General features: G+C 35.7%; 17 protein-coding genes, 2 tRNA genes and 2 rRNA genes. 4 read left to right on the top strand and 17 right to left on the bottom strand.

The window, feature by feature from the left end; translation table 11 throughout:
- Positions 1–11: 11 nt before the first annotated feature.
- From MPR_RS03585 to MPR_RS03560, 6 genes are all read right to left on the bottom strand, one after another.
- Positions 12–2905 (bottom strand): 23S ribosomal RNA (locus MPR_RS03585).
- A gap of 118 nt (positions 2906–3023) precedes the next feature.
- Positions 3024–3097: transfer RNA gene (locus tag MPR_RS03580), tRNA-Ala, on the bottom strand.
- Between the two features lie 76 nt (positions 3098–3173).
- Positions 3174–3247 (bottom strand) — tRNA-Ile (locus MPR_RS03575).
- A gap of 80 nt (positions 3248–3327) precedes the next feature.
- Positions 3328–4845 (bottom strand): 16S ribosomal RNA (locus MPR_RS03570).
- The 16S and 23S rRNA genes sit together here with 2 tRNA genes alongside, the layout of an rRNA operon.
- 1113 nt (positions 4846–5958) lie before the next feature.
- Positions 5959–6498, bottom strand: a complete 540-nt coding sequence (locus MPR_RS03565; protein WP_041895155.1) for a hypothetical protein — start codon at positions 6496–6498, stop codon at positions 5959–5961.
- 52 nt (positions 6499–6550) lie between these two features.
- On the bottom strand, positions 6551–7546 hold the full coding sequence (locus MPR_RS03560) for an LLM class flavin-dependent oxidoreductase (RefSeq protein WP_041889208.1): 996 nt from the start codon (positions 7544–7546) through the stop codon (positions 6551–6553).
- 174 nt (positions 7547–7720) lie between these two features.
- Here MPR_RS03560 and MPR_RS03555 point away from each other — a divergent pair, with 174 nt between their 5' ends.
- Positions 7721–8065: a cupin domain-containing protein gene (locus MPR_RS03555; protein WP_041889205.1), complete on the top strand. Its 345-nt coding sequence runs from the start codon at positions 7721–7723 to the stop codon at positions 8063–8065.
- Between the two features lie 111 nt (positions 8066–8176).
- Complete coding sequence (locus tag MPR_RS03550; protein ID WP_041889202.1) at positions 8177–9118, top strand: MBL fold metallo-hydrolase; 942 nt, start codon at positions 8177–8179, stop codon at positions 9116–9118.
- 55 nt (positions 9119–9173) lie between these two features.
- On the opposite strand, the gene brnQ is transcribed toward MPR_RS03550, so the two are convergent.
- Entirely contained in the window at positions 9174–10499 is a 1326-nt protein-coding gene (gene brnQ / locus MPR_RS03545) for a branched-chain amino acid transport system II carrier protein (protein WP_041889199.1), read from the bottom strand.
- Between the two features lie 264 nt (positions 10500–10763).
- On the opposite strand from brnQ, the gene MPR_RS03540 reads away from it, so the two are divergent.
- Positions 10764–11279: a GNAT family N-acetyltransferase gene (locus MPR_RS03540; RefSeq protein ID WP_041889196.1), complete on the top strand. Its 516-nt coding sequence runs from the start codon at positions 10764–10766 to the stop codon at positions 11277–11279.
- On the opposite strand, the gene MPR_RS03535 is transcribed toward MPR_RS03540, so the two are convergent.
- Entirely contained in the window at positions 11280–11591 is a 312-nt protein-coding gene (locus tag MPR_RS03535; RefSeq protein WP_041889193.1) for a winged helix-turn-helix transcriptional regulator, read from the bottom strand.
- Positions 11592–12116: 525 nt separating this feature from the next.
- Between MPR_RS03535 and MPR_RS03530 the strand changes: the two genes are divergently transcribed.
- Positions 12117–12992 carry a helix-turn-helix domain-containing protein gene (locus tag MPR_RS03530; RefSeq protein ID WP_041889190.1) on the top strand — a complete coding sequence of 292 codons (876 nt, stop codon included), beginning with the start codon at positions 12117–12119 and terminating at the stop codon, positions 12990–12992.
- 226 nt (positions 12993–13218) lie between these two features.
- On the opposite strand, the gene MPR_RS03525 is transcribed toward MPR_RS03530, so the two are convergent.
- From MPR_RS03525 to MPR_RS03485, 9 genes are all read right to left on the bottom strand, one after another.
- Positions 13219–13653 carry an FKBP-type peptidyl-prolyl cis-trans isomerase gene (locus MPR_RS03525; RefSeq protein ID WP_052472634.1) on the bottom strand — a complete coding sequence of 145 codons (435 nt, stop codon included), beginning with the start codon at positions 13651–13653 and terminating at the stop codon, positions 13219–13221.
- A 47-nt stretch (positions 13654–13700) separates the two neighbouring features.
- The gene (locus MPR_RS03520) at positions 13701–15446 is read right to left on the bottom strand and encodes a nuclease-related domain-containing DEAD/DEAH box helicase (RefSeq protein WP_041889187.1); all 1746 of its coding nucleotides are present in this window, start codon (positions 15444–15446) and stop codon (positions 13701–13703) included.
- A gap of 243 nt (positions 15447–15689) precedes the next feature.
- Positions 15690–16835: a cytochrome-c peroxidase gene (locus MPR_RS03515; protein ID WP_041889184.1), complete on the bottom strand. Its 1146-nt coding sequence runs from the start codon at positions 16833–16835 to the stop codon at positions 15690–15692.
- A gap of 28 nt (positions 16836–16863) precedes the next feature.
- Positions 16864–18393: a DUF6850 family outer membrane beta-barrel protein gene (locus MPR_RS03510; protein ID WP_041889181.1), complete on the bottom strand. Its 1530-nt coding sequence runs from the start codon at positions 18391–18393 to the stop codon at positions 16864–16866.
- A gap of 12 nt (positions 18394–18405) precedes the next feature.
- The gene (locus MPR_RS03505; RefSeq protein ID WP_041889178.1) at positions 18406–19638 is read right to left on the bottom strand and encodes a DUF4876 domain-containing protein; all 1233 of its coding nucleotides are present in this window, start codon (positions 19636–19638) and stop codon (positions 18406–18408) included.
- Between the two features lie 4 nt (positions 19639–19642).
- Positions 19643–22384 (bottom strand): TonB-dependent receptor, encoded by a 2742-nt coding sequence (locus tag MPR_RS03500; RefSeq protein WP_041889175.1) that lies wholly within the window; start codon positions 22382–22384, stop codon positions 19643–19645.
- Between the two features lie 305 nt (positions 22385–22689).
- On the bottom strand, positions 22690–23820 hold the full coding sequence (locus MPR_RS03495; RefSeq protein WP_041889173.1) for a cytochrome-c peroxidase: 1131 nt from the start codon (positions 23818–23820) through the stop codon (positions 22690–22692).
- Positions 23821–23836: 16 nt separating this feature from the next.
- Positions 23837–25354, bottom strand: coding sequence for a DUF6850 family outer membrane beta-barrel protein (locus MPR_RS03490; RefSeq protein WP_041889170.1), 1518 nt, complete (start codon positions 25352–25354; stop codon positions 23837–23839).
- 10 nt (positions 25355–25364) lie between these two features.
- Positions 25365–26588, bottom strand: a complete 1224-nt coding sequence (locus tag MPR_RS03485; RefSeq protein ID WP_041889167.1) for a DUF4876 domain-containing protein — start codon at positions 26586–26588, stop codon at positions 25365–25367.
- Positions 26589–26596: the final 8 nt, after the last annotated feature.

Below are 26596 nucleotides of genomic sequence, written 5' to 3'. Positions count from 1 at the left end.
CAAGGGGAGATTCACATAAGCTTACGGGTTATTAGTACTACTCGACTTTGACATTACTGTCTTTACATCTATAGCCTATCAACGTTGTAATCTCCAACGACCCTTTAAAGAAATCTCATCTTGTGGTGGGTTTCGCACTTATATGCTTTCAGCGCTTATCCCTTCCCAACGTAGCTACTCTGCGATGCCCCTGGCGAGACAACAGATGCACTAGAGGTTGGTCCAATTCGGTCCTCTCGTACTAGAATCAGATCCACTCAAATTTCTAACGCCCACAGTAGATAGAGACCGAACTGTCTCACGACGTTCTGAACCCAGCTCGCGTGCCACTTTAATGGGCGAACAGCCCAACCCTTGGGACCTTCTCCAGCCCCAGGATGTGACGAGCCGACATCGAGGTGCCAAACCCCCCCGTCGATATGAGCTCTTGGGGGAGATCAGCCTGTTATCCCCGGCGTACCTTTTATCCTTTGAGCGATGGCCCTTCCATGCGGAACCACCGGATCACTATGCTCTACTTTCGTACCTGTTCGACTTGTTAGTCTTTCAGTCAAGCTCCCTTATACCATTGCACTCTACGCACGGTTACCAAGCGTGCTGAGGGAACCTTTAGAAGCCTCCGTTACTCTTTTGGAGGCGACCACCCCAGTCAAACTACCCACCAAGCAATGTCCTCCCCAATCAGGGAGTTAGATCTCAAATAAGCAAAGGGTGGTATTTCAACAATGACTCCACAACGCCTAGCGACGCCATTTCACAGTCTCCCACCTATCCTACACATCACTTATCCAAGAACAATACTAAGCTATAGTAAAGGTGCACAGGGTCTTTTCGTCCCACTGCGGGTAATCGGCATCTTCACCGATACTACAATTTCACCGAGCTCATGGCTGAGACAGTGTCCAGATCGTTACACCATTCGTGCAGGTCGGAACTTACCCGACAAGGAATTTCGCTACCTTAGGACCGTTATAGTTACGGCCGCCGTTTACTGGGGCTTCAATTCAATGCTTCTCAACAATTACTCATCGATAACATCTCCTCTTAACCTTCCAGCACCGGGCAGGTGTCAGGCCCTATACGTCATCTTACGATTTTGCAGAGCCCTGTGTTTTTGATAAACAGTCGCCTGGACCTTTTCACTGCGGCCAGCTTGCGCTGGCGACCTTTCTCCCGAAGTTACAGGTCTATTTTGCCTAGTTCCTTAGCCATGAATCTCTCGAGCGCCTTAGGATACTCTCCTCGACTACCTGTGTCGGTTTACGGTACGGGTACTAATAATCTAAGTTTAGAAGCTTTTCTTGACAGCCCTTAGGCACACTATCTCGTTGTCCGAAGACTCAAAGTACTATCGCATTTCTCCAAGTCTGACGCATTTTACTATCAAACCTATAGGTACGTGCTTCAACGAACTATTCCGTCAGTTCGCGGTGCTTTCATCACTGTGTCACTCCATCACAATTATTAGTAGTACGGGAATATTAACCCGTTGGCCATCGACGTCCCCCTTCGGGTGTGCCTTAGGTCCCGACTAACCCTCAGCTGATTAGCATAGCTGAGGAAACCTTAGTCTTACGGCGGGGGTGTTTCTCGCACCCCTTATCGTTACTTATGCCTACATTTTCTTTTCTAAAAGCTCCAGCAATTCTCACAAATCACCTTCTGCGCCGTTAGAATGCTCCCCTACCACTCACGCAACTAAATGCGCAAATCCATAGCTTCGGTAGTATACTTATGCCCGATTATTATCCATGCTCGATCGCTCGACTAGTGAGCTGTTACGCACTCTTTAAATGAATGGCTGCTTCCAAGCCAACATCCTAGCTGTCTGGGCAATCAAACCGCGTTTTTTCAACTTAGCATACATTTGGGGACCTTAGCTGATGGTCTGGGTTCTTTCCCTCTCGGACATGGACCTTAGCACCCATGCCCTCACTGATAATTATCATTACTTAGCATTCGGAGTTTGTCAGGAATTGGTAGGCGGTGAAGCCCCCGCATCCAATCAGTAGCTCTACCTCTAAGTAACTATCGATTATCGCTGCACCTAAATGCATTTCGGGGAGTACGAGCTATTTCCGAGTTTGATTGGCCTTTCACCCCTACCCACAGGTCATCCGAAAACTTTTCAGCGTTAAACGGTTCGGTCCTCCATTTAGTGTTACCTAAACTTCAACCTGCCCATGGGTAGATCACACGGTTTCGCGTCTACCACTACTGACTAAAGCGCCCTATTAAGACTCGCTTTCGCTACGGATCCATGACTTAATCACTTATCCTTGCCAGCAACGGTAACTCGTAGGCTCATTATGCAAAAGGCACGCCGTCACCCCACAAAGAAGCTCCGACCGCTTGTAGGCGTATGGTTTCAGGATCTGTTTCACTCCGTTATTCACGGTTCTTTTCACCTTTCCCTCACGGTACTGGTTCACTATCGGTCTCTCAGGAGTATTTAGCCTTAGCGGATGGTCCCGCCAGTTTCAATCAAGGTTTCACGTGCCCCGACCTACTCAGGATACCACTATTCTTATCTTCTCTTACCAATACGGGACTATCACCCTCTTCGGTTTACCTTTCCAGGTAATTCTCATTAAATCCGCAAGAAATGTCGTGGTCCTACAACCCCAAAATTGCCGTAACAACTTTGGTTTGGGCTATTCCGCGTTCGCTCGCCACTACTTACGGAATCACTTTTGTTTTCTTCTCCTCCGCCTACTTAGATGTTTCAGTTCAGCGGGTTCGCCTCCTATTAGGATACTATATCTTCAATATAGTGGGTTGCCCCATTCGGATATCTACGGATCAACTCGTGTGTGCCAATCCCCGTAGCTTTTCGCAGCTTATCACGTCCTTCTTCGCCTCTGAGAGCCTAGGCATTCCCCATACGCCCTTATTTTGCTTATGTGCTTACAATTCTTTCGAATCGTACTTTCTATATATTTCTATATCTTTTTATTCTTTCTAACTGTTTTGTTAGTTAAGTTTTATCAATATGTCAATGAACTTGTGGACTTTTGTCCTTGTGGAGAATATCGGAGTCGAACCGATGACCTCCTGCGTGCAAGGCAGGCGCTCTAGCCAGCTGAGCTAATCCCCCGTTTTATCTATCGGTATCACTACCTTTAAAACGGTTAGCTAACCTCTAGTATTTCCTTATCAAATTAGTAAACTAGTAGTCCCGGGCAGACTCGAACTGCCGACCCCTACATTATCAGTGTAGTACTCTAACCAGCTGAGCTACGAGACTCTGTATTACTTAATTCTTTTATTCTTTTTTTTGGTATTAACAGCGAGAGTAAAGTATCATACTTATTAATTATTCTCTAGAAAGGAGGTGTTCCAGCCGCACCTTCCGGTACGGCTACCTTGTTACGACTTAGCCCTAGTTACTAGTTTTACCCTAGGCAGCTCCTTGCGGTCACCGACTTCAGGTACCCCCAGCTTCCATGGCTTGACGGGCGGTGTGTACAAGGCCCGGGAACGTATTCACCGGATCATGGCTGATATCCGATTACTAGCGATTCCAGCTTCATAGAGTCGAGTTGCAGACTCCAATCCGAACTGAGACAAGCTTTGGAGATTCGCATCCTGTTGCCAGGTAGCTGCTTTCTGTACTTGCCATTGTAGCACGTGTGTAGCCCAGGACGTAAGGGCCGTGATGATTTGACGTCATCCCCACCTTCCTCACGGTTTGCACCGGCAGTCTTGCTAGAGTCCCCGCCTTAACGCGCTGGTAACTAACAATAGGGGTTGCGCTCGTTATAGGACTTAACCTGACACCTCACGGCACGAGCTGACGACAACCATGCAGCACCTTGTAAATTGTCCGAAGAAAAATCTGTTTCCAAATCTGTCAATCTACATTTAAGCCCTGGTAAGGTTCCTCGCGTATCATCGAATTAAACCACATGCTCCACCGCTTGTGCGGGCCCCCGTCAATTCCTTTGAGTTTCATTCTTGCGAACGTACTCCCCAGGTGGGATACTTATCACTTTCGCTTAGCCACTCAGTCCGAAAACCGAACAGCTAGTATCCATCGTTTACGGCGTGGACTACCAGGGTATCTAATCCTGTTCGCTCCCCACGCTTTCGTTCATCAGCGTCAATAAATACGTAGTAACCTGCCTTCGCAATTGGTATTCCATGTAATATCTAAGCATTTCACCGCTACACTACATATTCTAGTTACTTCCATATTATTCAAGCTCTGCAGTATCAATGGCCGTGTCCTAGTTAAGCTAGGAAATTTCACCACTGACTTACAAAGCCGCCTACGAACCCTTTAAACCCAATAATTCCGGATAACGCTCGGATCCTCCGTATTACCGCGGCTGCTGGCACGGAGTTAGCCGATCCTTATTCTTACAGTACCGTCAAGTCTCTACACGTAGAGAGGTTTCTTCCTGTACAAAAGCAGTTTACAATCCATAGGACCGTCATCCTGCACGCGGCATGGCTGGTTCAGAGTTGCCTCCATTGACCAATATTCCTCACTGCTGCCTCCCGTAGGAGTCTGGTCCGTGTCTCAGTACCAGTGTGGGGGATCTCCCTCTCAGGACCCCTAATCATCGTCGCCTTGGTATGCCGTTACCACACCAACTAGCTAATGATACGCATGCCCATCTTATACCGATAAATCTTTATTATCAATACGATGCCATATCGATAAACCATGGAGCATTAATCCGAATTTCTTCGGGCTATTCCCCTGTATAAGGTAGGTTGCATACGCGTTACTCACCCGTGCGCCGGTCTCAAAAAAGCAAGCTCTTTCTACCCCTCGACTTGCATGTGTTAGGCCTGCCGCTAGCGTTCATCCTGAGCCAGGATCAAACTCTTCATCGTATATTTTTAATTTCGTAAATTAAAAAAGTATAATCCCAAATCTTGCGATTTGCCTTACTCTCTTATTTGTATGCTGTCAATCCAATATGTTTATGAACGTTGTCTTCTTATTTCTAAGTCTCACTTGTTTTTCAAAGCGAGTGCAAAAGTAAAAACTTATTTTGAATTAGCAAAACTTATTTTGAAAATATTTTTCTTTATTTTTTCGCTCAACTCCCATTTTTACTGAAGCGGACTGCAAAGATACTACCTTATTTTTTACTTATCCAAATTTATTTTTATAAATTTTTTAAAGCTTATTTTTTAGTCGTTCTTGCTTCACTTTTTGTTTATGATCGTCTGCCTCTAGAGTCGTTATCACTTCTCTAATGCGGATGCAAAAGTAGTATCTTTTCCATTACTTCCAAACTTATCTTTGCCTTTTTTTAAAGGTTTTTGAAAAGTATTTCATAACTCTCTATTATATCACCTTTTACGAGTGAAAGTTTTTTTGTCTTTTTTTAAAGATTATAGCCTTATGCTATCTCTATACTATATATATGTAAGATTGGATCGCGGAATGTATTTAATATTGTACTCTATTGTATATATGTAATAATTGAGAATATGCCTTCATATCCCCTTTCTGTCTATGTATAGATATTACTTTATCCTACATAAAGGTGTTTTGTGCTCTTTTTTATAGTCTCTATACTTATATAGGTATGTGTTTTTAGAAGAAAAGCCCCTTATAAAGTACCTATATCCTTGTTTTGAAGAAAAACAGGCACACTTTTTTATTCTCATATTGAGCAAAAAACAACACAAATAACTGTTTATCAACAAGTAAAGATTATTATCTATACTCTCTTTCTAAAAACACAACACTTCACAATCCCAGTAATAACAAGCCTTTATACCTACTTCTTCAACACCGCTTCAACATTTCTCCAAGATTACTCTACCTGAGAACCTCTTTCTTGAACCAATATTGAAGAGGTCTTGTCGCACTCTTGAAGAGGGTTAACTTATAGTGGCAATAAAAAAGCCCTAGACTATATAGTCTAGGGCTGTAGGTAACACATTCTTTAATAAAAAAAGCTCTTGCTGGCTGGCAAGAGCTTTACTCTATAATTATTTCTTTTCTTTAAAGGACTCAAGCATTGACGTCATTGCATTCTCATACTTCTTTTTCTTTGTCATCGTCGTCCAAGTTACAATTTGATAATACCTATCCTTCCCTTCAATACAAGCTAACTTATAATGTACAGGAGTTTCATTTAAATCTCCATCATAACTAGTCAGATATGCAGATAGTCCATTAACATTGGTCTGTTCTAATGAAGCTTCTTGTTTTAAGTTTAAGCTTGTAGAGATAGAAGAATTTGCTAATTCGGCATAAATCTTAAAGTCTGGAGTAGGATTTCCATACACCTCTTCCACTAATTGTTGGAACTCTACCTTATTATCCTCTACTATCACCATATAGAAATCATCCTTCTTATCCTCCATCTGAAGAATAGCCTCTTTATTAAGATTCTTAGCTGGCAAAAGCCTATCAGATACCTCGATGGTAGCTACATTATCAATGGTTACTTCTTTTGTTTTTATAGACTCACTACATGAAGCCAAGAAAAAACTAAGCACCCCAATTATTAAAACAATATTTCTCATTTTATTTATACAGTTATCTCTCTTATTATTTTTCACTCAAGTAAGTTCTCAATTATTTGCCCTTCATAATTTCAGCAAATAACTCAACACTTCTCAATCTGTCCTCAGTCTTATATATAGGAGTAGTTATCATAATCTCTTCAACTTCGATTGTATTAAAGAAATCTGTTAAACCACTTTTCACTTTTTCTTTATCACCTATAAAAGAGAAGAATGTTTTTTGTTTTACAATGAACTCTTCATAATCTGTCCAATTGCCATCCATAGACTCACAAGGTTTTTGGAGTGGTTTTCTATCATTTCTAATAATTCCTAAAAACATTTTATAAAATGATGTGGCTAATTGTTCAGCTTTTTCATTCGTATCTGCTACAATAGCATTCACACAAGGCATAAAATAAGGTTTATCTAATTGTGCAGAAGGAACAAAGTTTTTTCTATAAATATTAGCAGCTTGCAATAAATGATCTGGAGCAAAATGACTCGCAAACGCATACGGCAAACCTAATTCTGCTGCTAAATATGCACTATCTGTACTAGATCCTAATATCCACATCGGTATTTCGCATCCCTCACCTGGAAATGCTCTTACCTTAGCTCCCTCATTTACTTTAAAAAACCGCTTTAACTCCTCTATCTGTTGTGGAAAATAATTAGCTGCATGCATATCGTTACGTCTTAAAGCAAGAGCTGTAGCCTGATCTGTACCTGGTGCTCTACCTAATCCAAGATCTATTCTACCAGGATATAAAGCCTCTAAGGTTCCGAACTGCTCAGCGATAACTAAAGAAGGATGATTAGGCAACATCACTCCTCCAGATCCTACTCTCAATGTAGATGTCCCCCCTGCCAAATACCCTATCAAAACAGATGTGGCAGAAGATGCTATATGTGGCATATTATGATGTTCTGCTAACCAAAGTCTATTAAAGCCAACTTCTTCTATATGTCGTGCTACTTTTAGAACATTCTGCAAGGTCTCAGTTGTTGTTGTCTCTTCTCCTATAATCGCAAGATCTAAGAATGAGTATGGTATATTATTATTCATATAAATATTCAATTAAAATGATATGACACAAGATAACATTAATATATAGAATGTAATTCGCTGTTATAAAAAATTAACACCCCCGAATATTTAATCCCATTAATAAGCTTATAAACAACATTTTATACCAATAAAAAATCGTAAATTTATAACACTAATCTTTACTTACATAATATGCTACATATAGAAAACTTATTAGAGCAGATAGAGTATGGTGAGAAAAAACCAGCTATCAAAATACTAGTGGACAACGACTTCTCTAAAGAAATCAGAATCGTGTTCAAAAAAGGTCAAGAGATGAAAGAACACAAGACCTCCTTCCCTATCGTTGTAGAAATCGTAAAAGGGACTATCACTTTTGGGGTAGAAGGAAAACCGTATGAACTAAAAGAAGGACACTTAATCGCATTAGATCCTAATATTCCTCATGATCTAATAGCTTTAGAGGACAGTATAGTACGGCTAACTCTACATAAATCTGATCAAGTCACTAGAGTAATGAATGTCATTAAAGACTAGACACCCTTATCCTTTAGATCGGGATGCGGAATGCTATCTAACAAAATATATTGTAAGGCAGATAACAATGAATCCTTATAAGTACAGTAAATTTGTGTAAAATTTAAAAAAATGAAGAAAATAATATCTAGCTTACTGTTACTATCAAGTACATTCTGTCTAGCACAAAATCTAGAAATCATACCCTTAGGTGTCTATGGTGGTGGAGATGAAAGTAACTTATCCTCTTACCTTATAGGGGTAGAGAATACTAATAGTTACTTAGCATTAGATGCAGGTACTATACACAGTGGTATCAATAAAGCTATCGAAGAAAAAACATTCAGTGTAGATAATAGTACAGTCCTGCGTGAGTATATAAAAGGATACTTTATCTCACATGGGCATCTAGATCACCTATCAGGATTAATCATTAATTCTCCTGAGGATTCTTCTAAGCCTATCTATGGACTACCTTTTGTGATTGATATCTTTAAGAACAATTATTTCACTAATGCTTCATGGGCTAACTTCGGTAATGAAGGAGAAAAACCTATACTAGGCAAATACAAATATACAAGAGTAAAACCTTCACAGTCATTTAATATAGAGAACACTTCTCTATCTGGTGAAGTATTTGAACTTAGCCATGTAAATCCACAGTTAAGCTCAGCTATATTAGTAAGAAATAACGATGAGTATGTACTGTACTTCGGAGATACAGGAGCAGATAGAGTAGAAAAGACTACTAAGCTTAATTATATCTGGGAATATATCGCTCCATTAATTATCAATAAAAACCTTAAAACCATCTTACTAGAAGTATCTTTCCCAAATAGTCAGCCAGAAGATAAGTTATTCGGACACTTAACTCCTAAACTATTAAATGAGGAATTAGGGAATCTAGCAAATCATGTAGGTAAAGAAAACTTAAAAGGTTTAAATATCATTATCACGCATCTTAAACCTAGTGGAACAGCTATCAACACAATCAAACAAGAATTAGCTACTCAAAATGATTATAATGTTAACTTCATCTTCCCTGTACAAGGGCAAAAAGTGAACTTAAAATAAAAAAATAAGCCGTCTGATTACACGGCTTATTTTAATTATATCACTTCTTAATACTCTATTTTGATTTCTGTTTAAAGAACATCTTATCTATTATAAACACAAGAATGAATGCTACTAAAGATGGTATTAACCAAGGTACATCATAACTACTCATAGGCAGAGACTTTATAAAAGCTTCTGCTGCCTGAGAATACTCAATAAAATCATATTTAAACGCAATGAAAGAGCTGAACTGAATCAATGCTACAATCGTGGTAGTCAAAATAGCTCCAACAAAAGGTGCTTTTCTCGTGACAGACTTACCTAAAGCTACCATATAAATAATCAACGTCAATGTAATAGGATATATAATCCCTAAAAATGGCGCTGCATAATCAATGATACTATCTACCCCCTTCACAGCTAATACTGCAGAAGAAACACAAGTAACTACAACTACTAATTGATAACTAAGCTTCCCTTTAGTCAATTGGCTAAAGAATGTACCTGTAGCACATACTAACGCAATCGCTGTAGTCAAACAAGCTAAAGCTATACATAGTGATAATGCCAAAGTTCCCTGGCTACCTAATACTCCATTAGAAATGTGAAGCAATAGTTCTGTTCTTTTTAAATCATCTGTAATAGGATATCCTGAAGTCGCACCTAAGTACACTAACCCTCCATAGATAAATAATAAACAAAAGATAGCTACTGCCCCAGACATATAAGTAACCTTAGTCTTCTCTTTTAAACTTACATATCCAGCAGCCTTCACAGCAGAGATAATAATACCTGCATAGATAACTGATGCTAAAACATCCATGGTCTGATATCCTTCAGCAAATCCAAGTCTAAAAGGATCAGGATAAGAAGTATTCACTAACTTAGATGTATCTAATGGATTCACGATACCAATCACCACCATCGTCACTAATAAGACTAACAATAAAGGTGTCAAATACTTACCTATAATATTAACTACTTTAGAAGGTGATATCGAAAGTATTAATGTAATTCCAAAGAAAATAACAGAAGACCACACAGCACTAAACTCAGGAAATACAGATAATACACCGATCTCATAAGTAGTAGCCGCAGTACGAGGAATAGCAACTAATGGACCTATACTAAGAATAATAGCCGTAGCTAATACCCATCCTAGAGTACTATTGATCCGTTTACCTAAATCTGTGAATTCGTCTCCAGAAATTAATACAGCAACTATTCCTAAAAATGGCGCTAATATAGCAGTGATAGAAAACCCTGTAACAGCAGATGTCCAAGAACCTTCTGTAAATAACCCAATAATAGGAGGCAAAATTATATTTCCAGCACCAAAAAACATGGCAAACAATGCAAAACCAATAGTTACTGCATCAAAGATGGATTTTTTATTCATTCATTAATTTTTATGTAGTTAACATTTGTTTTAATCTATAGTAAAATCGGTAAAATTTCTTAAAATTTGTATCTAAAAATAACAATTAAGATCCTTACATTCACTTAAGAGGAGCACAATATATAAAATAATAATTGGCTTAGATATATACATACCAATATTTTACACAATATTTTTTCAGATTCAGTGATAATTTAACACCATCTAGAATATGTTAAAAAAAACGATCTTAATAGCAGATTTAGAAACATAAAAAACTAAAAAATGATTCTTTTTACTACCAAAAATTTAAAAATAGAAACAATTCAATTAGATAAAGACTCTAATGCTCTATTAAAAATTCATAACTGTAAGGATACGATGAAGTGGATTCCTTCCAACACAAATAGCTGGAATACTGATACTTTAAAACAAAAATACATTAAGAATGACTTCCTGTACCCTCAGAATCTAGGTATCTATAAAATTTCTTTAATTAATGAGTTGCCAACCCAAATAATAGGGGAAGTATTACTACTTCGATATTCAGAACAAGACAATCAATTAGAAATAGGATACATCCTACATAAAGAATATTGGCAAAAGGGATACGGTACAGAACTACTTACAGGAATAGAAGTTTATATGAGTCAATCAGATATGAAAATTGACCTGATAGCACAGCTATTTGAATCTAATATAGCATCCCGTAAATTATTAGAAAAAATGAAGTACATCCTTATCGATAAGAAAGAACTAGGAACTAATAGTTATAAACTAATCTATCAAAAGAAGCTATAACTACCCTTGCAAGGCATTATATAAGTTATCAAATACAGGTATGACTAATCTCGCTCTCTCCGTTAGAGAATATTCTATATGGAGAGGCTTTTGATTAATTACATTTTTAATCAAGAATCCATCTTCTTCTAACTCCTTCAAAGCAACAGACACTGATTGCTTATTTGCTCCTTCTAATAGGCGCATATAGTCTCTAAACCTTCTAGGTTCTTCTTCTGTAATATGAATGATATGTACTTTCCATTTGCCACCAAGCGTTTTTATTAATTCTTCTGCAGGGCATTTAGTTGTCTTCACATCGCCTTTAATCATAATCCTTCAATATTTAAATACAAAACTACACAATTCTTATCACAAAGGAAAAGCAAGTGATATTGATATTACCTTATTTCTTCTTGTCTACATTAAATAAGATCACAATGCAAAAACTTCACATTTTAAACAAATAAAAGAGTCAATAAATCGCATTTTTAGAGATATACATTTATCATATAAATTCTAAAATAATATGTTTCAAATATTAAATTATAATCAAACTTATGCAATATATAGTAAAAATAAAATATCAATATAGACAAATCAAATGAATAAAAAACAATTTTCAAACACAATAAAGATAATAATCAATTCATTTTAAGTAAAAAAGACAATAAAAAACACTTTTTACACAACATTGATATGTTTCATATTCTTAATTTTACAATAACAAAACATCAACATATTATTAACATAAAATTCAACTATGATTAGCCACCTAAAAAACACAACTTAGTATAACCTAAATACGCAAAACTCACCCTCCCCATCAGAGTTTGTGTGTTTAAAATCACCTACATTATGACAAGCACAGCATCTAAAATCGTAATTCCTACTACAATAGTAGAATTCAAGAATCAACCCAAAGATGATTTTATCATTTATCAACAAGGGGAACAGACAAAAAGAATTTCTCCTTATAATAAAAGGAGTTATTACAAACTTTCTTATTTAAAATCAAAGAGTAAATTCTTTGATGGAAATAAAGTAATAGAGTTAGAAGGGCCATCCCTATTCTTTTCTAACCCTGTATCACATTATACATTTGAGCCAGTATCTGAAGAACCGGAAGGATACTATTGCTTATTTAACAGCAATTTTTTAGGCTACAAAAGTCATTTGCTAAAAAGTATTCTTGCTCACTTACACGAGAATCCTATTTATCTATTGACTCCTCAGCAAGACGAGTTTATCTCTTATGTATTTAAGAGAATCGAAGATGAAAGCAATCAGAAGTACGCACAAAAATACGAATTGATGCGTAACTATATTGAAATCATCATACATCAAAGTAATAAATTAAATGCTACTTATACAGTGGATCAAAGTGTGAATGCACCACAAAGATTGTGTTCAAAATTCTTAGAACTACTAGAGAAGCAGTTTCCTATAGAAAAAACAAATACAGTAATAAAGTTAAAAACGCCTAATGACTTTGCAAAAATACTTAATGTGCATGTTAATCATCTTAATCATACATTAAAGAAAACAATAGGAAAATGTACAAGTGACTGTATCCAAGAAAGACTATTGATAGAATCACAGAAGCTACTAAAGTCTAAACCATGGAGTGTAGCAGAAATAGGCTACTGTCTAGGCTTCGAATACCCTACGTATTTTTCTAGTTTTTTTAAGAAATATACTTTATTAACGCCGAATCAATATCGTAAAAATTAAATAATAGTAAGAAGTTGTTTGATTTGTTTTACAATCAATCAAATAAGTCCTATTAACTTTGTAAAGAACATAAAAAACAACTTTACTAAAAAATCACAATTGCAAAAAATTGCAAAACACATTGCTTCTCTTCAAGCTAAAAAAAATGAAGAATAGTAGCCCTAAATCTTTTTTATTGTTAAAAAAGCCACCTTTCTAGAAAGGTGGCTTTTTGTTTTAATCACTATTATAGTTTATTCAATAATTCTACTTCAAATATCAGTGTACTATATGGTCCAATCTCTTTACTAATATGTTCTTCTCTATAAGCATATTCTGGAGGTGTCACCATTCTAAACTTAGTTCCTATTGGTAATAACGGTACTACCTGCTGATATGCGACTATTAGTTTACTTAAATTAAAAATAGCTGATTTGCCTCTATTAATAGAACTATCAAAAACTTCTCCTTTTATATTTGTTCCTTGATAATGACATTCTATGCGATCAGAGAGCTCTACTTTCTCCCTATCTCCAAGTGACAATATCTCATAAGCTATTCCTGAAGGTAACACAATCACTCCTTCATTCTTCACATATTCTTCTAAATACTTAGCTCCTTCTTCTTTATTCTTCTGTTCTAATTGTTCTTTTCTTTTTTTTAATAGTTCTGCTACACTCATAAGTATTACTCTATTTTAAACTTGATCGCAAAAATAATGGATAATTTCTATCCTTCATGCTCTTTATAAGTATGTAGTTGCCAAATACTCAGATTATCCATAGCGCGTGTGCATCCCACATACCATTCATAAGGAGTTAATTTATTAGGTTTATCCACTACAAGAATAACATTCTTACGTTCTAATCCTTTAAACTTAACTGCTGTAGTATACTGAAGTTTCTTAGGCTTTAGCGTTAGATTATCTACTGTAAGCTCCTCCATTCCTAATTCGAGAATTAAGTCAGCAACGTTATTACGTCTCTGCCATACTTTACTTTGTACTAACACAATTACATCCTCCGCATTTAATGAAGAGCTAGGGTCATTAATACTACGTATCACCTCCTCCATCGCTTCCCTAATAGTCAATTGGTCATGGAATGAGCGCAATTCTATTTCATCATACTCTTTCTGATGAACACTAACCTCATCCCAATCTTCTGGATGTGCCTGAATATGTTCTGCTATTTGACGAATCTGTGATTTCTGAGCACTACGTCTCACTTTATGCAACTTAAAATGAGTAAAATACTCTTTTAAGAAATAGGCATAATCTGATACATCACGTCCAAAGAGAGAGAAACTCTGATCTAGATCATAAAGAAGCATAATATTACCTTGTTTCATTCCATTGTGATTACCACATAATTTATGCATCATTAAGTGAAGATTACGATCAAACAAATCTTGTGCTTCGTCTACAATCATATAATCATAGTTAGGCAGTTGGTCAATCTCTTCTAAATGACTAATTGTCTTTCTAATATAATCTGCAAATTTCTCTGGCTCAATGTATAATAGGTCACGCTCAGTAACATCTGGTAAATACTTCATCACAAACTGTGTGAATGTAATACAATCTATACGAACATTACTCGCCTTAAACCTCTGTGCGTTATAAGCACATAAGAGTGAGTTCCAACATAGATAGATACCTTGTCTTCCTACCTGCATCTCGCTATAAGCCATCGCCATAGTAGTCTTACCTGTACCTGGCGCACCTTCTATCATTAGACGTGGGTTTTCAGAAAGAGAGTACAGTATCTCTAAATTTCGTTCTTTCAGCCATTCTAAAGAATCTCTAGATTGGAATACATTAGTATCTTGAATCATTGGACTGAATGTATTCACAATATTATCCAATTCTGCTTTCGACAGATTATTAAATCTAATAGGGTGTGTATTCTCTAATTTCTGTCTTGAATAATCATAGATATGTAATAGAAATTTCTCTATATTCTTATATCTATTGCGTCGAGTATAGTCACTAAATATAAGATTCTTATCATAAATCGTATTCTCAATGGCTATTTTAGTAGTTGGAAAAGCAACTGCCTCACAGAATAATACATGCTTAAAACTAGGGAACACTTTATTCATTAAAGTGTATTTATACCCTTTTACTTGTTCAAAAGGGTTTTGGTTTAGCCACTTCTTACGCTTACCATCCTTAAAACAGAAACGTCCTTGGTCAACAAAAATATTTCCCCCTTTAACTTCTAATGCTATAATTCCAAATTTAGAAACAATGATAAAGTCAAGCTCAGCGTCTGCTTTAGCCCTTTTTATCTTAGAGTTATCATGAAAAGGAAGTTTCATACTATACCATACATACCAATCATGAGGGCTTTTAGACAGAGATTCTACAATATCTCCATATATTAAAAACTCTCCATAGGGAACCTTGTTCCCATTTATAAAAAGTTGCTCGAGCTCATCTAGAGGGTACTCCGGATAAATCTTTAAAGCCATGACTCTACATTTTTTTGATGAACATCTAAATTACGCCTTTTACCTCAACTCTACTCTATATTCTACAATTAAAAAAGGATAAACTAAAAATAGCTTATCCTTCTATAACATTTACATTTAAATTATGAAAAACTCCCTCTTCATCTTCATTATTCTATTGCAAAAATACACCTAGAGAATGTCATAAGATATCAGTCAAAAAATAAACGACTATTTATTTCTAAATAGTCGTCTATAAATATCTTATTCTGTTGGAAACTCAGGTCTTCTCATCTTAAATCTACTTCCTGATAGAGACTCTAAGAAAGCTACTATCGCCTTCGTTTCTTCTTTTGTTAACTCTAGAGGTTTCATTAAAGAATCTGTCACAGGGTACATCGGATCTTTTGCTTTTTGTTCAGCAGTAGGATCTATCATGTGCATTCCACTGTTGTACATATTTACTATTCCTTCTAGATCGTCAAATAATCCATTATGCATCCAAGGTCTAGTATTCAAAAGATCTCTTAAACCTGGTGTTTTAAATTTCCCTACATCATTAGGATCTTTGGTTACTTCATATCTACCTAGATCTTCAAACTTGCGTTTATAATACGTCAACCCAATATTGTGAAAAGACTCATCTGTTAGATATTGTCCATGATGACAATTCATACATCTGCCTTTCGTTCTAAATAAATGCATACCATAAATCTCTTGGTCATTAAGCGCTTTATACTTACCGTCTATAAAAGCATCTACACGACTAGGCTGACTCTTAATTGTCTTTTGAAACGTAGCTATGGCACCTACGATACGATCATAAGTAATCTTCTCATCACCGAAAGCTTCTTTAAAATAAGGTTTATACCCTTGTACTTTACTCAATTTGGCAGGTAAATCTACTACATCCATTGCCATTTCATTATGAGCAGATAATGGACCATTAGCCTGTTCTTCTAAACTATTAGCTCTACCGTCCCAAAAGTAAGAAGTACGCTCTGCAGTATTATATAACGAAGGTGTATTACGTGCTCCTTTTAAGTGATCATGTCCAAGTCCCACCATACGTCTATCTGTCCATCCTAATTCAGGATCATGACAAGAACTACACGATATCTGATTAGACTTTGACAATTTAGGATCAAAGAATAACATACGACCTAAAATTACTTCAGGTTTCGCTTGTTCTGTAAAATAATCATTATCACGTTTAATACTTGCCATTTCACTCCATTCCACACCTTCGTCTATCGTAGGTGCTGGCCATTGTGAAATAGGTTGCTTATAGCTTTCTATTATTTTTTGATACTCAGGATTGTCGCTTCCTAAGAATCCTACAAACTTTGGGCTGAAACTAAATAAGCCAAAAGCTAAGAGTCCTGATAATAAAATAACTACCTTTTTCATTGTTTATTTGTTGTTAGTTAATAACTACTTAGAAAGTAACTCCTAGAGACATTCCTATATAGTTATTTGTTTTGTTTATATTATACTTTGTCTGTTCATATTGAATCTGAGCAAACATAGCTGGTATATTACTAAACTTCACATCATATCTAGCCGTAATACCATAAGTCTGATAATTAGCAGTCTGAATTGCTAAATCATGTTGTACCCATTCTGTCATAGCAGGACTCTTATAAGATGCTATTAGATTGACAGTATCTTCTTTAAGATTACGCACTCTAAAATAAGGGCTTACTGTTATGATATTAGATTGATTCAATTGTCGCATATAATCAATTTCTAATCCATAATGTAAATATGTGAATCGCTGTCTAGCTTGAGTATCTCTTCTTTTTTCTTCTGTCTGCTCTACTGTGAAAGAAGGCGAAACTACTACTCTACTTACATCTGTACTATACTGATAAAATAAAGACGTATACAGATTACTTCTTACAAACTTATACAAATCCTGCTCTCCAATCTTTCTCTCTAACTTTTCTGTTTTAGAATAAAAAGATTCTATTCCTCTTGATTCACTTAGTAAGTAATTAACTTTTGCACCTAAACGATGTTCATCTAAATCAATGTATTTAATACCACCTATTGTATACTTTTGAGTCTTAAGTACAGACATTTCTTTAGAAGGACTACTACCAAAGTTCTTCTCAATATCAAACTGCCCAAACGAACCTTGTATCAAAAAGTCTTTACCTTTATTCTTAACTATAGTCCCTCCTACTTCATATCCTGTTCCCTCATAAATCATCTTCATATCTACAGCAGAACTAAAGTAATAATTATAAGCTCCTAAACCTGTCAGGTGATAAGCTATGGGTTTCCCTAATAGACTGACAAACTTAATCGTACTATTCTGAGTATATTTATTCCAGTTCGCATACACTCCTAATTCGTAATCCTTATAAACATTATAGTTTACTCCAATGCGTAAATTTAAATCTGAAGAGGTATTCTTAGGTCTTGGATCCACTTCTCTATAACCACTTTTGGCCTGATAACTAACCTCTCCTCCTACTGTCCACTTATCAAATTGTCTAGCCATCCCTCCTGCAAACTGATAAATCTCTTGCTTCATAGTACCTCCTATAGAATCACCTAACACATAAGGTCCTAGGATATGTCTATCTAGATTCTCATTCCACTTCATATTCTTTTGCTTCTGAGTATTATAAGAAGCGTTTCCCCATAGGACAGTATTATTCTTTAATCGTTGATAAGAAGAAGTATTTACCTTAAAGGCATCTAAGCCATCTCCATCCTGTATCAAATAAGCATCCTTACTGTCTGATAGATAATTCAGACTTAATTCAGAAAAAGACAAAGGACTATACGATGTCATGAAAGCACGATTAGCAAAAAAATCTTGTCCGAATACGATATTCATATCCCGTTGAGCTAGTCTACTCTCGTATAAATTAGCATCTGTTCTATCCTGAGCTTGAACCTCAGCATAAAACAATACACTAATTATTCCAACTATATTTATATATGTATTTCTCAATGTACTCCTATTTTATTTATGATGTATTCCGTCTTTTAGAGACATCTCTGACTGAGGAATAAAATCAACTGAAGAATTATTAGTATCCTTATACACATTACGACCTTGCTCATTAGGTCCTAAGACTTTTCTTCTGATAGTCTTTCCATAACGCGCTTTATCAGATTCTGATGTTGCACAGTATGAGTAGCCACTATCTAAAGAAGGAGCAGTCACTAAACGTTCAAACTTATCAGGAATACTTCCATTAACAGCATCAATAACCCATATATTAGGCATTTTATATCTGCTGAACTTTTGTTCTTTCCCTGCCGCTGTCAAATAGCTATAATCAAACTTATAATTGGCTAACCAAGTATCTGCATTCTCTCCTTCAGGAAAACGAGCTACGATATATCCTGTCTGTCCACGATCATGCATAGCGAACATACTAAAGTTTAACTTCGTATAGATCATCATCACATTAGGTACATTAGGGTTATCTGGTTGTACATTCTTAGGGTTTTCAGTAATAGGAAATTCAAAGTCAGCATTAGACAAATCAGCCCCTGGTACATTCGCTAAATTATGATTCTGAGCATTATCTGCTATTACAATAAAGTCTCCTGGCTCTACTGGGTACTGGGTACCACTACCTGGTAACATCATTACAGATTGTAAAACGAAAGCTTCGTTTAATACATCTGGTGTTTCTTTATTATCTCTAGTCGTCAAAAATTCAGATTGAGCAATCAATAATCCATCTGCATAAAGCACTCTATCTGTATTATTAACTAGTTTAAAATATTTACCTGTTTGGTATGCTTTTAATTCTGTAGTTTGTAATCCAGCAAAGAATATTTCTTCAAAGATAAAGTCATCGTTAAGTTGTTTGACAAATAAATTAATTGTCATATTTACTATCTGATCGGTCACGTCTAGCATTTCGCTTTTACTTCCTAATCCTACTTCTTCTTTATCTTCTAGTACACCAATTCCTTCTGCTGACATTCTATAAGAACCCACAGGTAGAGCTACAGAGAAATAAGGAGAACCTACTGCTTTCTCCACTATTCTTAAACCAGTATTAACTTCAACAAACTCTACTTCTAATTCTTTTATTTCTTTAATACCCTCTACTTTAAATGCCATAGAAACAGTCGAATTCTGATTACTCCCAAGCGCATTATCATCTGTCAAACACGAGCTCATTAATAAGCTCATTGTCATCATCAATCCGTATAAAAATATATGCTTTAATCTCATTGTCTTAAATATTGAAGTTTATTTCCATTCCAAAGTAAGGTCCGCTATCATCTTTTCTATTTACATTCACTCCATTATATGTATATGAAGAATAGTGTGTGAATAATCGATTAACAAACATCGATGCCTTTACTGATTTATATATTCTCTTTGATATTTTAAAATTAGCATTAAATGTAAATGGTCTTCTCTCCTCCATACCATCTGTCTTAGAAACTGGTCTAACTAAATGTTGTAGTAATGGATCATTTGCACTTTCTTCTGTATAAGGATGAACTACATTATCTATTCCCATATATGCATAAGGAGCAGCAACTCTATTTAGGTTTAGGTTTCTTCTAAACACATCTCCTTGTAAAGAGGCAGATATATTCATATCCAAGCTAGGCAAATAAGTATCTACAACTACATTGTACACTAGAGATGATCTTCTATTCCCATTGTCATCTGCATAAATACCTGTGTATAAATACTGTTGTCCATTTACAGAGATACCAGGTCTCCAAAGAATAGAAGCACTATTAGAATACGTCGTTTTAAACCATGCTCCATTTAAAGTAATACGAGTATTGATCCCTTCAAAACGAGGTGAAGAATATCCAAACTCTATTCCTTCTTTTAATGTTGAGCTTCCATTTTCAGTATGTGTATACTGCATCATGTCTTGTCTGTATGAATATGGGGATTGATCTAAATCTGGCTTACCTAACTCGTCATTCCACACTATATCTTTAGACTCATATCGCTTATACTCAAACCCCATAAACTGAGTCATATCTCTAAAGCCTGTTGTCATCTTCTCATCGAAGTAGGTGATATAAAACTTGTGCTTACTATATTCTAAATCTAGACGAATCTCTTTCTTCGTATTCTTCGCCCCTATCAGACTGTGATTAGCCAAAGGCATTCTGTAAGTATAAAACTGTGCGTATGCATTATCTGTCTTAGGATCTAAGTAACTTACTTGCACCATATCAAAGTAACGATCTTGTGGATATAGTAGAGCTAAAGTAGGTTGCTTATACAGTTCTCCATATCCTACTGTGATATCTGTTTTCAGATATTCTTGTCCCATCTTTAGTTTAGGAAGTCCCCATTGGAAGTTGACACGTGGCTCTGCAAATACCCTATCACTAATGCTAAACTCTTTTCCAACACCTAATAATTTAGACATTCTAACTCCTGCATATAATTGTAAGTGATGTTGGCCTAAATCATATTCCATACGATCACCTACATAAGCAGCTAATATCTGAGAAGCTGGTACTTCGTTAAAAGGACGAGGACGTTTCATAGTACCTACAGAAGGAGGTAATAAAGGATCGAATAACTCTCCTCTACCATTATTCTTTGAGTATCTAAAGTCAATCCCTACTTCTCCATGATGTTTAATCCCAAAAGTAGAAAAACCTAATTCTGACTGTAACTTTGTATTGATATTTAAAGGGCGTCCTTCTGTCTTAGAAGTTGCTATATATGAAGTTGGTAAAAATACACCTTCATTCTCTCCTGTTTCATTTCCAACAGGAATAGCTACACGTCCATTCTGCTGTATAAAGATAGTCTCCTTAATATCTTCTATTCCTTGAGATACATAAGCATTCAAGGTTATATTCTTGAATAAAGCTTCTTTGCCAAAGTCAAGTTTTAGATTGTTACCTAATGAAAAGTACTGCTTTTTATTCTTATAACTATCTGTTCTATCATAACCTGTATCTGGATCAAACTTATCGTTATCAACAGTACCACTATAATCAAAATTTGCTTTCCAACTCAGATCATATCCTCCTACTACAAATGTTCTATCTGATCTCAATGATGATGATATTCTCTTATAGTTCTGAAGGACATCTGTAGGATCGTTCTTAGCGTCCAAGAAATCTACGCTTGCATTCAGTTTCCATCCTGTCTTCGTATCTATTCCTTTCCCTACATAATATAGTTTGCTAAAACCGTCTACTTTAAAACGAGCTTGTAGTGGTGTATACCCTATCTTTCTATTTATCTTAATCAGACCAGAACTCAAATCTCCATAGGCAGCCGTAGGTATACCACGAATAACCTCAACACTTTCGATATCATTAGTTGCCAAACTACGCATATCCACTCCTATATGAGAAGTCTTAGCTCCTCCAACAGATACCTGCATATCTGCATTAGTATTGATAATATTATCATCTACCATAAACTGTACCCCTAATGCACCTGTTGCATATTTCTCTCCTGGGTTATTCTCTCTAATTAAAGCAGCATTCGCTACCGTAAGTTTAGGATCCTTTGCTTGCCCTCCAGGTAATAGTTCCATTAAATCAGCAAAGCTCGATGGTTGTAAATGTTCCATCGCTTGACGATTAATCACCGAAGTAGAAGTAAGTCCTTTGCTCTCCGTAGCAGTAATGACCATTTCTTCTAATAGATTAGAAGCTGCTGTCAACGTAATAGGTAATGTCTGACTTTGAAGTAAATTAACTACAGTAGAAGAACTTCCATAACCAATATGAAATACCTCAACAGTATAAGTATCAGCTTTCAAATCAAAAATAGCAATACCTTGATCATCACTAACCTTTAACTGTGACTCTTTCGTTCCAGTTACCTGAATACTAGCATTATTAATATTTTTATTTTGAGCATCTTGCAATACGATCTTCAATTGCAACTTAGAAGATTGTGCAAAAACAGAAGAACAGAACAAGACTGTAAAAGTAACAAGTAAGACTTGAATAACTTGATATAAGCGTGTCATTGAATAACTTAATTAACCGGATGCCAAAAGTAGTCAACAAAACCTATATCTTCCAAGTTATTTAGACTTGATTCAAATTAATTCTATATATCTATTTAAGAATGAATGTAAATAAGTTTAAATCTTTATTTTATACAATAATTAAACACAATCATCAAATAAAACATAATATTACATACAATTCATCAGCACATTATAAGTTACTTCGATATAAATAGTATACTTTATACTACTAATAATATAAAAAGGCTTCTTTAGAACTAACTCTAAAGAAGCCTTTTACATTTAATTAAAGTAAATAAGCGTTACTTCGTTGGAAATATAGGACGTTCCATTTTATAGTAACTTCCTGACATTGATTCTAAAAATGCTACAATAGCTTTTATTTCTTTCTCGTTTAATTTTAATGGTTTCATCAATGGATCTGTTATAGGGAAGAGCGGATCTAATGCTTTCTCTTCCTCTGTAGGATCTATCATGTGCATCCCACTATTATACAGATTCACTATTCCTTCTAAGTCATCCATTAACCCATTATGCATCCATGGCTTAGTCACTAATAGGTCTCTTAAAGAAGGAGTTTTAAATTTACCTACATCTTCTGCCTTTTTAGTATGTAAGTATAATCCTAAGTCTTCGTACTCTCTCTTGTAATATGTCAACCCTATATTGTGAAAAGACTCATCTGTAAGATATTTACCATGATGACAATTCATACATCCTGCCTTAGTTCTAAATAAGTGCATTCCATATATCTCTTGTTCTGTTAGGTACTGATACTCTCCTTGCATAAACTTGTCGAAACGACTAGGTTGACTTTTGATTGTCTTTTGAAAAGTAGCTATTGCCCCCACTATTCTTTCATAAGTCACTTTATCATCTCCGTAAGTTTCTTTAAACAAAGGTTTGTACTCTTTATACTTGCTTAACTTCGCTGGTAGTGATTTGACATCCATATCCATTTCGTGATGAGCAGATAAAGGTCCCATCGCTTGCTCTTCTAACGTTAATGCTCTACCATCCCAAAAGAAAGAACTACGCTCAGCAATATTGTATAAAGAAGGAGTATTCCTAGCTCCTAATAAATGATCATTCCCTAGTGATACCTGTCTATGGTCTGTCCATCCCATTTCAGGATCGTGACAAGAGCTACACGATATCTGATTAGACTTTGATAACTTAGGATCAAAGAACAGTGCCTTACCTAATACTACTTCTGGTAAATCTTGTGTCTCATAATATAATGTATCTACCTCTATTGCCCCAAACTCTTTCCATTTTACACTTTTATCTATTATCGGACTAGGCCAATAGCTTATAGGTCTTTTATATTGATCTGTAATCTCTGTGTATTCTGAAACGGATCTTACCTCAAAATTAGTGTAGCCTATAAATAGTAATACCGCCCCAATAATAACACCTACCTTTTTTTTCATCTATCTTCTCTCTCTTTTAAAACGTAATCCCTAAACTCATCATCACACTACTGTTGTTTTGAAACTGCTTATAGTTTTGGAAATAATACTCTCCACCTACAAATACATCTATTACTTTCGGCAAAGCAAAATCATATCGAACCTTAAAGCTTCCTTCCCAATACTCTGCTATCTGAACAGCATAGTTATCAAGTAGCATTTGATTTATAGCATTGCTATTTCCATAATTAAAAGCAGCCTTTTCTTTAGCAGTTTGTCTTACCTTCCAATTAGACGCTACTGTCAATAGGCTTCTATCTTTAAATGTGTACATCCATTGTAAATCTGCTCCCATATAGGTATACTGAATATCAGTTTTAGAATAAGGCTTTTTATAACGCTCTACCTCTTGAGATATTCCTATATACGGTAAGATACTATACACACTATTTAAACTTTCATACTTAAATACTCCACTTAATCTAAGACTCTTATTCTCGTATTTATATTGTTCTTCTTGTCCTATCTTTAAATAGTTCGTAGCGCTCACATTGACAAACAAATTCTCTGTACCCTTTCTCGTCTTCATGTTCCCATCTAAGCGAACACCTAACTGAGTAGCCTGTACATCAAATAGCTTCCCTACAGATAAAAAGTGTTCTACCTCTTTAACTTTAGAAGCTTGCAAATCATCAAAATCAGGTAGTAACTTCTCAAAACTAAACATATTCATTCCAACTGTGGCAAACCACTTCTTCTGAGAAATATCATATACTTGTAGAGAAGTACCATACCTCCAACCATCATAATAAGCCTCTCTTCTTTTTCCTTTCAATAGATTATTGAAGTTTCCCATTCCACTCATCTCATATATCACAGGAAATCCAGTAGGACTATAAAAGTCCATCTTGTGTTTCTGTGTATATTTCTCTATTGAGGTATTTACCCCTATAGTAAAGAGCTCCTCAAATACTCTACTCACACCTATATTTCCTCCTAATCGAGCAGAGAGATTCTTAGGTCTAGGGTCTATATTACGGTATTCCATCTTCGCTTTATAAAAACCAGAGATACCGATATTGTACTTTCCTAATCGTTGGGCATAACCACCAGCGATATGATAATCTTCATACTTAATATCTCCACCTACGCTATCCGCTACCACATACGGAAATATTAAGTCGTAATCTGCACTCTCATTCCACATTACATCTCTTCGCTTACCCTGTTGATAAGTAGCACTGCCCCACACGGCACTATGCTTATCTAATTTATGGTATGCATTCGCTTGAAAAGACAAATCATCTCTGTTTTTGCCCTCTTGAGCTAAAGTTGTTTCATTCTTACTATTCTGCTTTGCGATTTCGAAAGAAGTTAAACTGTACTTTCTATAGTCTAAATAGTGAGATGGATTGACATAAATAGGTTCTTCAAAATGACGTATTACATCTTGCTTCTCCTTTACTTTTATTGCCAATGAATCTGACTGCTGTCCATATCCCCATACAGTACTCAACAATGACAACAGACATAACCCAAAATGAAAGTGCTTCATACTACACTAATTAATATTTAAATAATGACGGTCTTACTGCAGGTGCAAAGTCAACTGTCGAATTATTAGTATCTTTTAGAACATTGTTCCCTGCTGCATTCTTACCTAATACATTTCTTCTTACAGCCTTACCATATCTTCCTTCATCCCCTACATGTTGTGTGATATAAGTATATCCCATATCTACTGATGGAGATGTTACATTCCACATATACTCATCTGCAATACCTAAGTTTACAGCATCTACTATCCATGAGTTTGGAATTTTAATAGCAGAATCAACACTAGGATATGCTTCTCCTCCGAATATCATTTCGTACTCATAATCATATATATTATCTACTACTAACTTCTCCGTTGTCATTCCCTCAGGCATTTTCACTAAAGCATAAGCATAACTTCCTTGAATATTAATCACTAATTCATCGTGAATCGTAATCATTTTAGCTGCTTTTAATCCTACTACATCATGTACTCCATCTCTAAAGTTCTGAAATTCTGCATTAGTCAAATCAATTGAGTTGCTGTTAAATTCTTTATGGTTAATAGCATTCTCTGCAAAGATTACTGACTTACCTGGTTCTACTGGGTGGTCTTTTCCTTTACCAGGGAACTGTAAAATAGCTCCAGCAGACAATGCCTCACTCATAATATTAGGTGTATAATCTTGCTTATCGTTTGTCATAAACTTAGATTGTACAAATAACATTCCATCTAAATATAATACCTCATCAGAGTTATTTGTTATTTTGAAGTATTGGTCATCTGTATACTGAAGTCCTTGTGGTGTCTTAGTCCCTGCGAAGAATACCTCTTCTATTACAAAACCTGTACTACTTGTTTTAAATACTATATCGATAGCCTTAGTCATTTCTCTACCCGAGATCACTACACCTTTAATAAAGTTACCTACTTTACTCTCCTCTACTACACCATTTACCTTATGTGTGATTACACCTTCTACTGTGATATCATAAGTACCTGTAGGAAGTGCTTTCTGTATTTTCTTATCTCCTTCATATACTAACTCTGTTTTCTTATTAGAGTTTAGTTCTGTCAACTTAATAGTCATCTGTTTTATCTCTTCTATCTTCGCATCTTGAGGATCATTAATCCAGAATGTTACGAAAGTCTGCTCATCCCCTGTCATATTGCTATTGTCATCAGAAGAACAAGCATTAAAACCTAATACCACTAGTAGTAAGCTTAATGATTGTAAAAGTCGTTTTATCATTTTTATAA

Origin of the sequence: Myroides profundi, from assembly GCF_000833025.1 — a bacterium.
Classification (GTDB): domain Bacteria; phylum Bacteroidota; class Bacteroidia; order Flavobacteriales; family Flavobacteriaceae; genus Flavobacterium; species Flavobacterium profundi_A.
Note: the sequence above shows the minus strand (reverse complement) of the source record. Positions and strands in the feature narration are given on the sequence as shown.